Raw genomic sequence first — 17,698 nt, 5'->3', positions numbered from 1 at the left:
TCTGTTTTTTTGTAAGAAATCCTTTTTTCTATATATAATCAAACTAACAAATATTCAGAAAGGAGAACCTTTATGCATAAAAAGTATTTTTTCTTTGATATTGACGGAACTCTAACAGATCGCAAAACCAACAAGATCGTTCCCAGTGCTCAGACCGCATTAGACAAATTACAGGAAGCTGGGCATTTTGTAGCCATCGCAACCGGACGAGCACATTATAAATCGATCAATTTTATGAAAGAAGTCGGTCTTCATAACATGGTCTGCTGCGGAGGCGGAGGTCTTGTCATCAACGATACCCTGATTCGAAACATCCCTTTAGATCGTGATAAAGCCATCGCATTGATCAAAGAAGCAGAAGAGCACAATATCGGCGTTCTATTACAGCTGGACGATTCCATTGATGTCTATGCGAAAAATGATCTTTTCCGCCAGCAAGTAGGCGAACGCCAAGAACCTACACGCTATTTTATTCAACCCGATTTAGATTATGATAAACTCAAAGTCATCTATAAAATCTACATGTCGATCAAACCAGAACAAGAAAGCGAAATGAAACTCTTAAATACCATAGGCCATCTGCGATTTGTTCCAGAGTATTTTATTTTTCAATACGATGCCAAACATCAAGGCATATTGGATATGATGAAAGAGATACAAGGAGATCTCAAGGACGTCGTCGTCTTTGGAGACGACACCAACGATTTAGTAATGTTTGATCCCCAATGGACAAGTATTGCGATGGGAAATGCCTGCGAAGAGCTTAAAGAAAAAGCATCCATTGTCACGGATGCGAATATAGATGATGGAATATATCGTATTTGTGAAAAAGAAGGATGGTTCAACAAAATATAACGCCATAAAAGTACAAGCAAAACTTGTACTTTTTAATATGGGTCTTTTTTGTCGGTACGATTTAAGAGATAGTCAACGCTCGTACTATAATAATCGGCCAACTTTACAAGTTGTTCAAGGGGAATCGCCCGGTCATCATTTTCATACCTGGAGTAAGTTCTTTGGGTTACATTAAGATACTTAGCGATTTCGGCTTGCGTCAGATCGTTGTCTTCTCTTAGATCTCTAATCCTCTTTAACTTCATAACGTATCCTCTAAACACTTCTTTATTTATTAAATTATATCTTAATGGGTGCCAAATTTTTAATATTAGCTCGAAACGGACTACCACCCTCCCCACTAAAACTGACTGTTTATGTTAAGAAAGCGTTAAAATTTAGCGATTTAAATTAAAAAGTGGGGACTCTAAGAATCTTTAAAAGAAATTTTGAAATACTCTTTTTCATGAATGAATCCATAAAGAATTCCCACAAAATCAGCCAGAAACCACCCGATGGGAATCGACCACCATATGATCCAGGTTCCAAAAGTATTTGCGAACGAATAAGATAAAACAACCCGCGTCCCCAGCGAAAGAATCGTCAAAGCCAAAGACATGCCTGCCTTGCCAATCCCCCGATAATAGCCATACAACAAGAATAAGCATCCGATTCCCACATAACAAGAGCCTTCAATGCGCAAATACTCTACTCCTTGCGCAATGATCGCAGTCTGTGAAAGATCGATAAATAATCCCATCAAAGGCTGGGCAAAGCCAAAAACCAAAGAAGAAATCACAACACAGAACACAAAAGCGATCAGGATGGCTCGAGACAACCCTTTGCGAATGCGATCCGCTTGTTGAGCCCCATGATTTTGTGCGATGAAAGTGGAAAAGGCATTTCCAAAATCCTGCAAAGGCATATAAGCAAAAGAATCGATTTTAACAGCCGCCGCAAAAGCAGACATGGTGATCACACCAAATTGATTCACCAGACCTTGTATCATCAAAATTCCAAAATTCATGACCGATTGTTGAAGACATGTCAACAAAGAAAAATCGGCAACCTTTTTTAATAACGGAAAAGAAAAATGACATTGTGAACGTGCAGGCATCAGATCTTTACGCACCTTGAACACATAAAACATCATCCCCAGGCCGCTGAACACTTGAGAAAGCGTCGTCGCTATCGCTGCCCCTTTTACCGATAAATTGAATACTAAGATAAAAACCAGATCTAAGACGATATTCATGACAGCAGCGATTCCCAAAAACACCAGTGGCGTTCGTGAATCCGATAAAGCTCGCAAAACAGATGCAAAATAATTATATAGAAAAGTAAAAAAGATCCCTAAAAAAATCACGAACAAGTAATCCTGCGTCATGGAATAAATCGAATCCGGAATATTCAACATATGAAGTATAGGATCCATCCAGATCAAACAGAATCCTTCCAAGATCAAAGACAAGACTCCGATCCCTACAAAAGAAACAAAAAAAGTCTGCTTCATATGATCGAATTTTTTCGCCCCGAAGTACATAGAAAACAAAACTCCACTGCCCATGCAGAGACCAAGTACGATAGAATTCAAAAAAGTCATCAAAGTATAAGAAGAACCGACAGCCGCTAAAGCATCACTTCCTATGCATTGCCCAACAATCAAAGTATCCGCTACATTATAGAACTGTTGTAAGAGATTCCCCAAGATCATGGGCAAAGAAAACAAAATCAAAGATTTTGATACAGATCCTCTCAGTAACTGTGAATCCACCTAAATCATTCCTTCCAAAAAAAGAATACAGAATTCTGTATTCTAGTCAACTGCTGCTTTTAAAACTTCTCCAATAGAATCATGAATCACTAAATTGGCCATGCCATCTCGATTAGTCGTTGACTTATTGATCAATACCAGATATTTCCCATGAAAATAATCAATCAATCCAGCTGCCGGATAGACCACAAGACTCGTTCCACCTATAATCAAAAGATCCGCTTGTTCAATAGCCTGCACAGCTCCGTATAATACTTTTTGATCCAATCCTTCTTCATAAAGAACCACATCCGGTTTAATGATTCCTCCACATCGTGAACAGCGAGGGATCCCCTTTGAATCTCTGTTTTCCATTGTCTGTTCTAAAGAATAATGCGCATGACAATGCATACACGTATTCTTCAGCGTCGTTCCATGTAACTCAAACACATTTTTAGAACCCGCCTTTTGATGCAGTCCATCAATATTTTGTGTGATCACCGCTTTGCATTTGCCTTGTTTTTCTAAACGAGCCAAGGCTTTATGAGCCTCGTTTGGCATTGCATCCGGATAAACCATCTGATTAAAATAAAAGTCGAAGAAGGCCTCCGGATTTTGGACAAAGAAAGAGTGAGAGACCATGATTTCGGCCGGATAAGGATATTTCTTTTTGTAAAGCCCATTATCACTGCGAAAATCCGGGATCCCACTTTCCGTACTGACTCCTGCACCTCCGAAAAATACAATTCGATTTGATTGTTGGATCATTTCTTTTAATTCCATAAGCGGACCCTCCTATACTTCCCAAATGATTCTATCTTTAATCACAAATCAAGACTCTTGAACCCTTTTACATATCATACGATAACCGCATCCTATGCTTCGCTAAAAAAACTGATGGTCATTTCTAAAAACTAACAGTAGCCAAACCCCGTTTTTTATATTTTAGACTTTTAAAAACAAAAACGAAATCATTGAAACACAGACCCTGGTTCCAAGCTGGAATGATGATATTCTGCAAAAAAGCATCTGCTTTTCTTAACTTCATTCAATACTTACAACCAGGCTGCCGAAACAAATACATCCGTTCTTATATACATGTATTATATCAAAAAAAACTGTTAAGAGATGATCTCTTAACAGTCCTGTCTTAATGCGATATTACTTCTTTGATCTGGAAAGTATATTGTCCGCCTATGAAATCAACAGATAGATCCGATTCTTTAAAAGCACCTGCTTCAATAATTTTTTTGGCAATGTTAGTTTCGATCTGTCTTTGAATATAACGTTTCATAGGACGAGCCCCATAAACAGGATCGACACCCATCTTCGCAATCTGCTGATAGACCGCATCATTGACATGAAGATGAATATCCCGATTTTCCAAACGCTTTGCCAATTGATCCATGAATTTATGAGCAATTTGAATAAAGGCAACATCATCCAATGCGTGGAAGACGATGATCTCATCTAAACGATTGATAAACTCCGGCTTAAAATGACGCTTAACTTCTTCCATGTAACGATCGACATTGTTTTCTTCAAAAGCATATTGAGATCCTAGATTGCTTGTCAAAATGATGATTGTATTTTTAAAGTCCACCGTAACGCCTTTAGAATCGGTGATTCGTCCATCATCCAAAATCTGTAACAACACATTGAAAACATCCGGATGCGCCTTTTCCACTTCATCAAATAAGACAATACTATATGGATTTCGACGGACAGCCTCTGTCAATTGTCCACCCTCATCATAGCCTACATAACCAGGAGGCGCTCCGATCAACCGGGCAACACTGTGCTTTTCCATATATTCCGACATATCTATACGAACTATATGTCTCTCATCATCAAAGAGCTGTTCTGCCAAGGCTTTGGCTACTTCCGTCTTTCCCACACCAGTTGGTCCTAAAAACAAGAATGAGCCAATCGGTCGATTTTCATCTTGGATCTGAGCCTTACTTCTAAGAATCGCATCCGTTACCAATTCTAATGCTTCATCTTGTCCAACGACACGTTTACGTAAACTATCTTTCAAATGCAAGAGCTTCTCTCTTTCACTTTCTACCAAACGCGTCACTTCGACACCCGTCCAGCGAGATACGATCTTCGCAATCATTTCTTCATCGACTGTTTCCTGGATCAATGCATCTTCTTTGTTGAGCTCTTGTTGTTTTTGAATGCGTTTTTCTAATTCCGGGATCACGGAGTATTGTAAACGCGCGGCCTCTTCATAACGGGCATCGTTTTGCGCCTGTTCCAGATCTAAACGAGCTCTTTCCAAAGCTTGTTTGTCTTCTTTGGCATGCGCTAAGAGTGCTTTTTCATCTTCCCAGCGAGAATGCATCTCGTCGCGTTCACTCTGCAGCTTTCCTAACTTTTCTTCAATTTCATTTCTTCTTTCGATCGCCTTTTTATCTTCTTCCTTGGCAAGCGACGTTTTTTCGATCTGCAGCTGCAAGATCTCACGCTGCAGTTCGTCCAATTCCTGCGGCATGCTTTCCATTTCCACTTTTAATGTTGCACAAGCTTCATCCACAAGGTCGATGGCTTTATCTGGCAAGAAACGATCCGTAATATAGCGATCAGATAAAGTCGCTGCCGCAATCAGACTCTCATCCAGAATTCGTACCCCATGATAGGATTCAAAACGATCCTTCAAGCCTCGCAAAATACTGATTGTATCTTCAACGGTCGGCTCTTGCACATTCACACGTTGAAAACGCCTTTCCAATGCAGCATCCTTTTCGATATATTTCCGATATTCATTGAATGTCGTAGCTCCGATACAATGAAGTTCTCCTCTTGCCAACATAGGTTTTAATAAATTAGCCGCATCCATCGAGCCTTCTGTTTTTCCGGCCCCGACCAAGTTATGGATCTCATCAATAAATAAGATGATCTGACCGTTGGCATTTTTAACTTCTTCCAAAATTGCTTTCAAACGCTCCTCGAATTCACCACGGTATTTTGCACCTGCAATCAAAGATCCCATATCCAATTCAATCAAGCGTTTTTCTTTTAAAGATTCCGGCACATCTTTTTTCATGATACGCCAGGCAATTCCTTCGACTACTGCCGTCTTACCAACCCCAGGTTCCCCAATCAATACAGGATTGTTTTTTGTTTTACGGGATAAGATCTGCATCACACGACGAATCTCATCGTCACGACCAATGATTGGATCGATTTTACCATCTCGAACATCCTGCACAAGATCTCGACCATATTTTTTTAAAGCCTCCACATTTTCTTCGGCATTCGGACTATCAAATTTTTTACCATTTCGGCGCTCCAGTTCAGCTTGTTCACACGCTTCTTGGCGCAGTCCAAATTCTTTGACAAGTTGTTTTGATATATATGAACGATTGAACATCAAAGCTAACCATACACTGGCTACACTCAAGTAAGTTTCGTCATGTTTTGATGCCCATTCACTCGCCTTTTCCAAAGAATTTTGAACTTCCATAGAAAAATTCAGATTCGCTGCACTCGAACGTGCTACACGCTGATTCTCCTGGGCAATCAACTGTAATGCCCTTTGCTTATCGATACCTAGACGCTGATACAATCCATCCAGTACATCTTCCTTATAGATAGCCTCTAAAACATCAATCGTATCGACACTGGCATGTTGATGGCTCTTTGCCAGATTCACAGAATCCATCAAGACCTTCTGCAGCCTTTCTGACATTTGTTCAAAATTTACCATTGAGCATCCCTCCTCTTAGCACTCTATACATCCATGTGCTAAGAGTATTATAGCACATTATTTAGCACTCGCAAGTATAAAGTGCTAAATATTAAAAAAGCAGATCATTTTTTGATCCACTTGATTTTTTTCATCTGTGATCGTTTTGGAGGTTTTAAGATCAATAAAATCCCGCCAAAAATCAAAAGACATCCAAGTACGGATCCCCAGCGAAGCGGATCTTTCAAGATCATCCAGCCACAAATCAGTGATGTCAATGGTTCAAACAGGCAAAACAAAGAAGCCATTCCTGATCCAATGTATCTGGTCCCGACCTGCAACAATAAAGTTCCGCAAACGGATAAGCCAGCTAAAATCACAAGACTTAAAACACCTGAAGCATTTAAGGACAAATGAAAACTTCCCATCCCTAGCCCCAGTATCGCCAAAAAGACTGTTTCCAAAACACAACCGATAAACGACAAAACAAAGGGGTCAATTTGCGCCAGACCTTGTTTATCCAAGATCACCATATATATCGCATATGTCAGTCCCGATGCGATGGCAATGCCCATCCCTATCCAGTTGTTCATATTATCAAAATCAATAAAACAAACGATACCTGCAGCACATAAGACCAAGGCAAGCCACTGCATTCCTGAAAAGCGATTCTTATAATAAAGATATAAGATCAAAAAGACAAAAACAGGATACATAAAATGAAGCGAAGTAGCATTGCCCGTAGGAATAAACAAGTAAGAAGCGCTTAATAGAAGCATGGTCACAACCTGAAAAAAAGAATCTGCCACAATGGCCGGGAATCGTTTGATTTCTATTGAAAAAGGACGCTTTTGAAGCCGGATCATCCCCAAAGAAAAAAGACCTAGCCCTAAGAAACGGAAAAAACCGATGGCGACAACATCCATTCCCTCCTGCATCACAACTTTAGTGAATAAGGGAACAAAGCCAAAACTTATGGCACTGAGTCCGCAAAGTAAAAATCCTTTTTGTCTCATGTCCCCTATTATACAAAAGAACAAATATAAAAAAAAGGCAGATTATTCTGCCTCTGGGAACAATTGTTTACGCTGGTAGGCTCTTTGCCAATCCATTGTAAATTCACCAACCGCAATCGTAGTAGCCGGATGATTGATCATATTGAATAAAACATCACATGGTACAGTTACCGCCTGAATTCCTGCTTTGATCAATTCATGAACTTGGTATGTATTTTTAAAACTTGCCGCTACAACTTTTGTCGGCAATCCGTTGACTTTCAGCATCTCAATCAGATCTTTCGTGGTTTGTACTCCATCGCCATAATTGCACATCCGATTTACATAAGGTGCCAAGTAATCCGCCCCGTTACAAGCAGCCAAAAATCCTTGTTCTGCTGAATAAATAGCTGTTGCCAAAGTATGAATTCCGCGTTTTTTACACTCCTTGATCGCCTTTAGACCATCATGAGTCACCGGAATCTTAACATACATATTTTTAGGTCGTAATGCAGCAATTCTTTCCGCCTCTTCCATGATCCCTTCATAATCGGTTTTCACAACCTGGATAAACAATTTCTGGTCATCGCTTAATATAGCCAGCAAATCGTGAATCACATCCATAGCCTCACGGCCTGATTTAGTCAAGATCGATGGATTTGTGGTCACTCCTGAAACGGTACAAAGTTCATTTAATTTTTTGATTTTTTGAATATCAGCTGAATCGATAATCAATTCCATGTTTCATTCCTCCTAAGTACCTTTAATATACCAGAATCACCACTGATTGTCTATTATTTTTTATTGTTTTTTATTGTTTGAAAGAAAAAGGCCGATATAGTATCGGCCCATCATTCGATTTAGAAAGCTTCTTTTCCCTTCGTATATGTCATTTCTACACTATAGTCATCATTCAATACGACCAAATCTGCATCTTTACCCGTCTGGATACTTCCCTTACGATCATCCACACCAATCATGCGAGCCGGATTGATCGTGCAGGCATTGATTGCCGTCTGCCAAGGAACCAAAGCCTTTTCTACTAAGATCTGCAGGCCTTTATTGACATTCAATGTCGAACCAGCCAATCCTTTCGTATCCGTCAAGTGAGCACTTCCATCTTCATACAGCTCAATTTCATTGCCGCCAAATAAAGTTTTTGTGCCGGCCGGCAATCCTTTGACCATTAAAGAATCGGTGATCATAACCGAATAATTTGGTCCTTTCGCTGTAAAATAATCATTCAAAGCATCATAGGTAGAGTGATTGCCATCGCAAATGATCTCACCATATACGTCCCGGAAACGGAAAGCTGCACCAACCAATCCCGGATCACGATGATGGAACTTCGTCATACCATTATAGACATGCGTCATGCTTTTAGCTCCATGAGCAATAGCCATGCGAGCCTGATCATAAGTAGCTCCAGAATGACCTTGGCTGACTACGATGTCATGATCCACGCAGAAACGTGTCAAAGCATATCCTTCATCATGTTCACAAGCCATCGTAACAACTTTGATCAAATGATCGCTGGCTTCATAGTATCGCTGGAATTGTTCCACATCCGGTTTAACACAATATTGCTCTGGCTGAGCTCCTTTATAGACTTGATCCAAATAAGGTCCTTCAAAATGAATTCCTAAGATCTCAGCTCCTTCATAACCTTCGCGTACTACTTTCGCAACATTTTTGACTGCATTCGTCAGCACTTCTTCACTTTGCGTGATTGTCGTCGGCAAAATGCCTGTTACCCCTTCCTTAACGATGTTTTTCATCCAGTTACGCAAACCTTCTTCTTCGGCATCATTGGTATCAAAGCCATAAGCTCCATGCGTATGCACATCGATGAATCCAGGGACAATTCGCTTATCTCCGTAATCCTTATCGACTGGTTTCGTTCCATATGGATAGATTTCCTGAATCTTTCCATCTTCAATCTCGATCTGAGCTTCTAACCAATTATTCAAAACCCAGACTCTTGTACTTTGTAAGATCATGATTATTTACCTCTTTTCTTCAGTATTATTATACCTTTTCTGAAAGCGCTTTGACGACCATCCTGTTACACTTTTTAATGGGTTTTTTGTACAAAAAACGCTCCTTTCTCAAGAAGCGTTTTGTCGAATATAGTTTAGGGCACCGCCAGCCATGATCAAATCCAGATCCGCATCGGTACATTCCACACGACAACGAATCTTTTGGCCGCTTGTCTGATCATAGATTTCTAGTGAACGTTGAGTGTATAGATTCTTCAAATCAGAAAGCTGTAAAGTATCCATCTCCTGAATCTTGTCATAATCTTCCGGATTCTCAAAGATCAAAGGAAGTATGCCGAAATTGATGAGATTTGCTTTGTGGATTCGCGCAAACGACTTACAAAGGACTGCTTTGATGCCTAAATACATCGGTGCCAAAGCAGCGTGTTCACGACTCGAACCTTGACCATAGTTTTCTCCCGCAACAATAATACCGCCATGGTTGTTCTGGCAAACATCGTAAAAATCTGGCTTATTGTTTTTAAAAACAAACGTTGATAATTTCTCAATATTTGAACGGTAAGGCAACACCTCGGCTCCGGCAGGGGCAATATGGTCGGTCGTAATATTATCTCCAAGTTTTATCACAACTTTTTTACTCAGAGAAGACGGCATCGCAGTGTTTTGAGGAATCGGCTTGATATTCGGCCCTCGAATGATTTCAACAGAATCCGGATCACGACTAGGGTAAAGAATCATGCCGTCATCAATGATCTGCGGCTCCGGTGGAAAATCATCTTCATATGCGATCATTGACGGATCTGTGAATACACCGCTGACAGCACTGGCAGCAGCCACTTCCGGAGAGGTCAAATAGACTTTCGCCGATAAGGTACCAGATCGTCCATAGAAATTTCGATTAAACGTACGGATTGAAACTCCTTCGGTTTTTGGACTTTGTCCCATGCCGATACAAGGTCCGCAAGTACACTCTAATATTCTGGCTCCCGCCTGGATAAAGATCTGCAGTGAACCGCTTTGAATCAGTTTCAAGAGCACCTGACGAGAGCCCGGCGAGATAATCAAGGAAACATGCGGTGACACTTTTTTTCCTTTTAAGATCATTGCCGCTTTCATCAAATCTTCATAACCCGAGTTCGTACACGATCCAATGGCAACCTGATCTACTTTGATTCCTGCTAATTCTGTGATCGGGCGAACCGCATCCGGAGAATTTGGACATGCTGCCATCGGCTTTAACTGGCTCAAGTCAATTTCAATTGTTTCATCATAACTAGCCTGAAGATCCGCCTGCAAAGGACGATAATCCTCTGGTCTTCCCTGTTTTTCTAAAAACTCTTTTGTTTTTTCATCACTAGGAAATATCGACGTGGTCGCCCCTAATTCAGCACCCATATTGGTGATTGTTGCTCTTTGATACACGCTCAACGTTTTTAAAGCATCTCCGGTATACTCAAAGACTTTACCAACTCCGCCCTTAACAGATAATCTTCGTAATAATTCTAAAATGATATCTTTACTGGAAACACCATGTCGTAAAGATCCAATCAAACGGACTTCTACGACCTTAGGCATCGTCAAACGATAAGGATACCCCGCCATCGCCTTTGCGACATCCAAGCCACCTGCTCCGATTGCCAAGCATCCCATTGCTGAACTGGTAGGCGTATGGGAATCGCTTCCGATCAAGGTCTTTCCGGGTTTCGCAAACCGTTCCAAGTGCACTTGATGGCAGATTCCATTCCCTGGTTTTGAAAAAACAATGCCGTACTTTGAGGCTACGCTTTGCAGGTAAGCATGATCATCCGCATTCATATATCCACTCTGCAGAGTATTGTGGTCAACATAGCTCACTGACAATTCTGTCTTAACACTAGGAAGACCCATCGCTTCAAATTGCATATAGGCCATGGTCCCTGTCGCATCTTGTGTCAATGTTTGATCAATTCGAATCTCAATCGGTTCTCCAGGAATCATTTCCCCGCGGATTATATGTGCTTTCAAGATCTTATGCGTTAGATTTTCCATATTTTTTCTCCTTCATGTCGCTTATTATATCAAAAAATGAAAATAAATGAAAGATTATGATATAATATGAAAATCAATGAAAGGAAATTGAAACGATGAATCTGAAAGAGATCTATCTAGAAAACGAAACGATCAATCGGATCGACCCTTCTCTTTATGGTAAATACCATGTTAAAGCGGGTTTGCGAAACGAAAATGGTACAGGCGTTAAAGTGGGACTGACCAAGATCAGCGATGTCGTAGGTTATAAGGTAGAGCACGGCAAGAAAACTCACGTTCAAGGCCGTCTGGTCTATCGCGGCTACGACATTGAAGAACTGGCCCAACATCGATCAAAAGAAAACCTTGGTTTTGAGATGACCGCTTTTTTATTGATCTTCGGTAAACTTCCGACGCATCGACAACTTTTAGATTTTCACAAAGAACTCATCAAAACCGCGGATGCCAGTCAAGTTGACATCCAGTATAAAACCTCAAATCTTCTGAATGCGATCCAAATTGAAGTTTTAAAACTCTATGGAGATGATCAAGATCCTGACAGCGACACCTTAGAACAACGGATGTTGAAAGGAATCTACATTTTGGCCAGTATGCCTCTATTCATGCTGAGTCATTATAAAAAAGAAAAGATCGATAAATATCCTTTACCAGATAAAGGAATCGCTGAAAATGTATTATGCATTATTCGCGGCAATACACACTATTCAGATTTGGAAGCCTCGATCTTAGATCTATTGTTTATGCTTCATGCCGATCATGGAGGCGGAAATAACTCCACTTTTACCAATGTCGTCATGTCCAGTACGGGGACTGACATCTATTCATGCATCAGTGCTGCCTTAGGCTCCTTAAAAGGACCTCGGCACGGAGGAGCAAACATCAAAACAAGCGCCATGTTCAATGCCATCTTTGAAGAATATGGTGTCACAACGGATGAAAAGATATTGCGCAAAATCGCCAAGCGACTTCTGGAAAAAGACTTTTTTGATCATGCTGGCTTGATTTACGGAATAGGTCATGCGATCTATACAAAAAGCGATCCTCGCTGTCAGTTGATCAAGACTGCCTGCAAAAGCCTTGCCCGAGAGAAAGGCAAAATGGATGAATTCCGCACTTTAGAGGCATTTGAAAAAGCCGCATTATATCAAATGCGCAAAATCAAGCACATCGAAACTTGTGCCAACGTCGACTTTTATTCCGGATTTGCCTACTCTTTATTAGGGATTGAAGAAAGCTTATTCACGCCCTTATTTGGAATGGCCAGAACATCCGGATGGGTTGCGCATCACTTGGAAAATCGTCAAAACAATCGCAAATTGATTCGTCCTGCCAATGTATATGTAGGCGATGAATAAAGAAAGGAAACACAGATATGACTCAGACAATTACAGTATTTCGCGGCGACGGTATCGGTCCCGAGATTACCGATGCCGTCCTGACAATATTACAAGAAGCAAAAGCAGACCTTGCCTTCGAGATCTTTGATGTGGGAGAAGCGGTATATCATAAAACCGGATTTTTTATTCCGGAGAATGGATTGGAATCTTTTCGCCAAAATAAGATCTTATTGAAATCTCCTATCACAACACCAATTGGGAAAGGCTTCCGTTCTTTGAATGTCACTCTCAGAAATCAATTCGATCTTTGGGCAAATATTCGTCCCGCAAAATCAAATCCTTGTTTAGATACGCTCTATAAAAATATAGATATCGTTACGTTCCGCGAGAATACCGAAGACCTCTATATCGGCGAAGAAAAGAAAATTGACGAAGATACTGTGATCGCTATCAAAAAGATCACACGCACGGCGAGCCAAAGAATCATTCGAGCAGCTTTTGAATATTGCCGCCGGCATCATCGTAAAAAATGCACATGTGTACATAAAGCAAATATCTTGAAACAAACTGACGGCTTGTTTCTGTCCTTATTTCAAGAAATTGCCAAAGATTATCCCGAGATCCAGGCAAACGACTTGATCGTAGACAACACTTGTATGCAGCTGGTGATGCATCCCCAACAATTCGATGTTATGGTCATGCCCAATCTTTATGGTGACATCATCAGTGATCTGACCAGTGGTTTGATTGGCGGCTTAGGTCTGTTGCCAAGCTGCAACAAAGGAGACGAATATGCTATGTACGAAGCCGTCCATGGTTCAGCCCCTGATATCGCCGGCAAAGGAATTGCCAATCCGACAGCACTCTTGTTGAGCAGCTGCATGATGTTAGACGATATAGGACAAATAAAAACTGCAAAAACTATTCGAACTGCTTTGGATCAAGTCTTTTCAAAAAAACAGGCATTGACTCCAGATTTGGGAGGCCAGGCATCCACAAAAGAATTTGTTGAGGCCATTCTACAAGAAATAAGACGATGAAGTTTAATATTCTTCATCGTCTTCTTCTGTATAATAATCTTCGGTTTTCATTGTCAGGATATATGTCCCGTCCTTAGGATAAGCAGCCTTTTCTTTCTGATCGGCCAAAATCTCTAAGGTACAAGGATATCCCAAAGCTTCTAATTCTTCTAAAAGTTTATCCTTGCCTAATTTTTTTGTGATTGCTCGTCCGCATGCACAGTTTCCATACTGATCCAGACACTGTAAGATCCATTCCGGGATCTTTGACTGAGTAGCCATGTAATACACCTCGCTTAATTTCTTATATATGATACCAAGCTTTTTCAAGAAATCAAGAAAAAAAGGAGAACCTTAGTTCTCCAACAACTCTATGATCTGCGGATAATAGGTATATCGGTCATCTACATACTGTAATGCTTCATTACAGATGGCACGTGATTTTTCACGATCAATATCTCTATACGCATTCGCATAGCGGTAATAAATCATATCTTTGATCTCGTTTTCACGAAGGATATATCCATAATTGGCATCCCCTAATCCATAATCACCATGTTCGATATATAAATCAGCAATATCCATCATGGCACGAGTCTCATAAATCTGATATAGATCTTCAAACTGACTTAATAAGGCATAGAGGAAGTTTTCATAATATTTCACATCATCATACTGCCAATTTTTCAGTACAACATAAGCTACATCCATGAATTTTCCAATCATTGTCGTAGCATCTTCTTTCACGATACCAGCCAGTTGCTCCATCGTCGTGAGCCCTTTATGCTGAGCAATCATCAACAAGCGCTTAACTAGATCAAAAGCAGCACTATATTCATCATTGTTAGCTAAACCATCTGCTAAGATCTCATATTGTGCATGATCTTGAATCTCTTTTTGCATCAGAGCAAAATCACTGGCTTTGATATCCACGGTACCAGCTACTTTGGAAACCAGAACCGGAATCAAATCAACATCGTATCCATCTTCATCGAAACTGTAACTTTTAGCATTCAGTTGATATGTATCCAAAATCGATTTAGCGATCTTTTTTTCATCCGCTTCTTCCAAAAGCATGGAAGCGTATTGATCATATCCCATTTCAATTCCCATGGCACGCGCCATATCGATGCATGTATCCAGTGAAAATTGTTCATATTGAGCGATTTTATCAGCTTTTTTTGTCTTTGTTGCAGTCTTCTTTTCAGGTGCTTTTTTCACTGGCGCTTTTTTCGTTGCAGTTTTCTTGGCCGCCGTTTTTTTCACGGCTGTTTTTTCGGTCTTAGTTTCCACGCCAGCTTGAGTATTTTTGAGAGTTTCTGTCTTCGGACTTGCCTTTTTAGCTTTCGTTGTTGTTTTTGAACTCGACGTTGTTTTTTTCGCAGTTTTCGTTCCTGCCGTCTTTGTTTTCTTGGTTTCTTCAACGATCTTGGTTCCTTTCTTTTCCGTCGTACTTTTTGTCTGCGTTTTCTTTGCGGGCATATCAGATCCTCCTTGTACTACCTTTAAAGTATAACACTTTTAAACGAAGCAAAAACAGAAAATGTCCAAACTTTTCACATTTTTTTGATTTTTTAGTGCAATATTCTTAAAATTTCACATGTTTATGATTTGTTTTTTGACATATTTCAGTTGTATACTACCTCCATAAAGTAAAAAGGAATCGACTGAAATCCTTTTGATATATAAAGGAGGTTTTTTCATGAATCAAAATCAAAACATTCCACCTGAGTTTCAGCCCAAGAAAAAAGTTCATTTCAATAAAGTGACCGGCATTCGTATTGGCGTGATCTTGCTATGCGGTCTTGCTGGATTTGGAGGATCTTATTTAGCTAATAACATAGGGTCTTCTTCTGGAATTACGATCAATCAGCAATCCGGAAACTCTACATCCGGCTCAGTGATTCGCGATGTCAGCGATATCGCCAGCAAATGTGGCCCCAGCGTTGTCGAGATCACTACGGAATCCGTTTCAAGCGGAAACAGCATCTTTGGTCAATACATTCAACAAGGAGCCGGCAGTGGTGTCATTTTTAGTGAAGATGGATATATCATCACCAACAATCACGTCATTGAAGGGGCTACTTCCATCGTTGTGACTCTGGCAAGCGGCGATCAATATAACGCACAATTGGTAGGAACAGACAGTCAAACTGACTTGGCAGTGATCAAAATTGATGCCAATAATCTTGTCCCGGCAACGATCGGTGACAGCGATAGCCTTCAAGTCGGTGATGCAGCCATTGCGATTGGAAACCCTTTAGGCGAACTGGGCGGTACAGTGACAACCGGAATCATCTCGGCTTTAGACCGTGAAATTACCGTAGAAAACGAAACCATGACACTGTTACAGACAGATGCAGCCATTAACCCCGGAAATTCTGGAGGCGGACTCTTTGATGGCAACGGCAATCTAATCGGTATCGTTAACGCAAAAGAAAGCCAAACCGGTATCGAGGGTCTAGGATTCGCTATTCCTATCAACGGTGCTTTAGATATTATCGACGAACTGATTGAAAACGGATCCGTGACCAGCCGTCCTGCTTTGAATGTCTCTTTATATGATTACTCTTCCGGTCAAAGTCTTGGAAATAGTGATATGCAAGACGGAGTCTATATTGTTCAAGTTGTACAAGGCGGTGCCGGAGATCAAGCCGGACTTCAGCAAGGTGATCGTATCGTTCAATTCGATGGTGAAGAAGTCAGCACTTCTGCCGAAGTCAAAGCCATTTTAAGAGAACATCAGATTGGCGATCGGGTCGAGATGGTAATTGATAGAGATGGCGAAACTCAAACCGTTACTGTCACCCTGGGACAACAGTCTTCTTAAGAGATCTTATGATCTCTTTTTTTTTTACACTTTTTGTACAAAAAAGATTGATCCATTTTATCTTCTTTAGCTCATGATCCGACTTAAAACAAGCTTATCTACTGCTTTTTTTTCAACTTTTCCTCTGATATGGGCAATGGTCTTTTTCAATTCAATGATACAGATGCATTTTTAAGTATTTAGTTTGTTTTGGCTATGAAAATGCACTATAATGAGCATAGAATCAAACAGAGGAGGTACTCAAAAAATGAATCAGGAAAAAATCCAAAAAAGAAAAATAATGTTGGTGGGTACCGGTTTTGTCGGCATGAGTTTCGCCTATTCTCTTTTATCTGAAAAAGGGATTGATGAGCTTGTATTGGTGGATGTGAATGCCGATAAAGCCAAAGGAGAACAGATGGATCTGAGCGATGGTCTTCTTTACGCCAACACAAAAATGAAGATCACAGCTGGATCATATGCCGATGCACAAGACACCAACATCGTTGTCTTAACGGCAGGAGCGGCCCAAAAGCCAGGACAGTCCCGCCTAGACTTAGTCAAAATCAACGCCAACATCACAAAGGGTGTTTGTGAAGAATTAAAGAAAAACAATTTTAACGGTCTGCTGGTCGTAGCCAACAACCCGGTTGATATCATGACCTATGTCGCATGGAAGACAAGCGGTCTTCCTAAAAACCATGTCATCGGTTCAGGAACTGTTTTAGACACTGCTCGTTTACGACACGCTTTGAGCGAACGTTTAGGCTTCGCAGATTCTAACATTCACGCCTATATCATGGGAGAACATGGGGATTCCAGCTTCGTACCATGGATCCATTCATATATTGGAGCCAAGAACTTGTTGGAATATCTGGATGAAAACGATATTGATCTTAGCGAACTCCAAAACATTTATATTGATGTACGTGACAAAGCATATAAGATCATCGATCTCAAACGTGCAACCTATTATGGAATCGGTTTGGCCTTAAAACGAATCGTTTCTTGTATCTTGAATAACGAAAGAGCTATTCTTCCTGTTTCCAGTTATCAAAACGGAGAATATGGTCGAGAAGGATATTTTATCGGAACTCCAAGTGTTGTAGGATCTAATGGAGTGGAACAGATTGTAAAATTGCCACTCAATGAAAACGATCAGCAACGATTCAACAATTCTTTTGATACATTAAGAAAAACAATCGAAGACAATTTAGGTGACATTCTTTAAA

The 17,698-nt window shown here is 40.5% G+C and carries 15 protein-coding genes; 5 read left to right on the top strand and 10 right to left on the bottom strand.

Annotated features, from left to right (window positions below; translation table 11 throughout):
• The first annotated feature begins 72 nt into the window (after window positions 1-72).
• Window positions 73-855 carry an HAD hydrolase family protein gene (locus tag HNQ43_RS03905; protein WP_183374980.1) on the top strand — a complete coding sequence of 261 codons (783 nt, stop codon included), beginning with the start codon at window positions 73-75 and terminating at the stop codon, window positions 853-855.
• A 32-nt stretch (window positions 856-887) separates the two neighbouring features.
• Here HNQ43_RS03905 and HNQ43_RS03900 read toward each other — a convergent pair whose 3' ends face one another.
• The 8 genes from HNQ43_RS03900 to HNQ43_RS03865 all read right to left on the bottom strand — a co-directional run bounded on the left by HNQ43_RS03900 (window position 888) and on the right by HNQ43_RS03865 (window position 11,301).
• Window positions 888-1,100, bottom strand: coding sequence for a helix-turn-helix domain-containing protein (locus tag HNQ43_RS03900; RefSeq protein ID WP_183374978.1), 213 nt, complete (start codon window positions 1,098-1,100; stop codon window positions 888-890).
• A gap of 161 nt (window positions 1,101-1,261) precedes the next feature.
• A complete protein-coding gene (locus HNQ43_RS03895) occupies window positions 1,262-2,608 on the bottom strand; it encodes an MATE family efflux transporter (protein ID WP_342353954.1) in 1,347 nt (448 codons plus the stop codon).
• Between the two features lie 42 nt (window positions 2,609-2,650).
• A complete protein-coding gene (locus HNQ43_RS03890) occupies window positions 2,651-3,370 on the bottom strand; it encodes an NAD-dependent protein deacylase (RefSeq protein ID WP_183374976.1) in 720 nt (239 codons plus the stop codon).
• A gap of 367 nt (window positions 3,371-3,737) precedes the next feature.
• Window positions 3,738-6,299, bottom strand: coding sequence for an ATP-dependent Clp protease ATP-binding subunit (locus HNQ43_RS03885; RefSeq protein WP_183374974.1), 2,562 nt, complete (start codon window positions 6,297-6,299; stop codon window positions 3,738-3,740).
• 104 nt (window positions 6,300-6,403) lie between these two features.
• Complete coding sequence (locus tag HNQ43_RS03880; RefSeq protein ID WP_183374972.1) at window positions 6,404-7,294, bottom strand: DMT family transporter; 891 nt, start codon at window positions 7,292-7,294, stop codon at window positions 6,404-6,406.
• A gap of 42 nt (window positions 7,295-7,336) precedes the next feature.
• Window positions 7,337-8,014: a transaldolase family protein gene (locus tag HNQ43_RS03875; RefSeq protein WP_183374970.1), complete on the bottom strand. Its 678-nt coding sequence runs from the start codon at window positions 8,012-8,014 to the stop codon at window positions 7,337-7,339.
• A gap of 119 nt (window positions 8,015-8,133) precedes the next feature.
• Window positions 8,134-9,273, bottom strand: a complete 1,140-nt coding sequence (gene nagA / locus HNQ43_RS03870) for an N-acetylglucosamine-6-phosphate deacetylase (protein WP_183374968.1) — start codon at window positions 9,271-9,273, stop codon at window positions 8,134-8,136.
• 108 nt (window positions 9,274-9,381) lie between these two features.
• Window positions 9,382-11,301, bottom strand: a complete 1,920-nt coding sequence (locus HNQ43_RS03865; protein WP_183374966.1) for an aconitate hydratase — start codon at window positions 11,299-11,301, stop codon at window positions 9,382-9,384.
• Window positions 11,302-11,396: 95 nt separating this feature from the next.
• On the opposite strand from HNQ43_RS03865, the gene HNQ43_RS03860 reads away from it, so the two are divergent.
• Both HNQ43_RS03860 and HNQ43_RS03855 read left to right on the top strand, forming a co-directional pair.
• Window positions 11,397-12,656, top strand: coding sequence for a citrate synthase (locus HNQ43_RS03860; RefSeq protein ID WP_183374963.1), 1,260 nt, complete (start codon window positions 11,397-11,399; stop codon window positions 12,654-12,656).
• Between the two features lie 17 nt (window positions 12,657-12,673).
• Window positions 12,674-13,678, top strand: coding sequence for an isocitrate/isopropylmalate dehydrogenase family protein (locus HNQ43_RS03855; protein ID WP_183374962.1), 1,005 nt, complete (start codon window positions 12,674-12,676; stop codon window positions 13,676-13,678).
• Between the two features lie 3 nt (window positions 13,679-13,681).
• Here HNQ43_RS03855 and HNQ43_RS03850 read toward each other — a convergent pair whose 3' ends face one another.
• Both HNQ43_RS03850 and HNQ43_RS03845 read right to left on the bottom strand, forming a co-directional pair.
• On the bottom strand, window positions 13,682-13,939 hold the full coding sequence (locus HNQ43_RS03850; RefSeq protein WP_183374960.1) for a hypothetical protein: 258 nt from the start codon (window positions 13,937-13,939) through the stop codon (window positions 13,682-13,684).
• 72 nt (window positions 13,940-14,011) lie between these two features.
• Window positions 14,012-15,139 carry a neurofilament protein gene (locus HNQ43_RS03845; RefSeq protein ID WP_183374957.1) on the bottom strand — a complete coding sequence of 376 codons (1,128 nt, stop codon included), beginning with the start codon at window positions 15,137-15,139 and terminating at the stop codon, window positions 14,012-14,014.
• A 220-nt stretch (window positions 15,140-15,359) separates the two neighbouring features.
• Here HNQ43_RS03845 and HNQ43_RS03840 point away from each other — a divergent pair, with 220 nt between their 5' ends.
• Together HNQ43_RS03840 and HNQ43_RS03835 are read left to right on the top strand one after the other, a co-directional pair.
• Window positions 15,360-16,487: a S1C family serine protease gene (locus HNQ43_RS03840; RefSeq protein ID WP_183374955.1), complete on the top strand. Its 1,128-nt coding sequence runs from the start codon at window positions 15,360-15,362 to the stop codon at window positions 16,485-16,487.
• Window positions 16,488-16,734: 247 nt separating this feature from the next.
• Window positions 16,735-17,697, top strand: a complete 963-nt coding sequence (locus HNQ43_RS03835; protein WP_183374953.1) for an L-lactate dehydrogenase — start codon at window positions 16,735-16,737, stop codon at window positions 17,695-17,697.
• The last annotated feature ends 1 nt before the right edge of the window (window position 17,698 follow it).

The sequence above is a fragment of the Faecalicoccus acidiformans genome (assembly GCF_014202635.1).
Taxonomy (GTDB): domain Bacteria; phylum Bacillota_I; class Bacilli_A; order Erysipelotrichales; family Erysipelotrichaceae; genus Faecalicoccus; species Faecalicoccus acidiformans.
The sequence above is the reverse complement of the archived record's forward strand: the minus strand, read 5'-3'. Positions and strand labels throughout refer to the sequence as shown.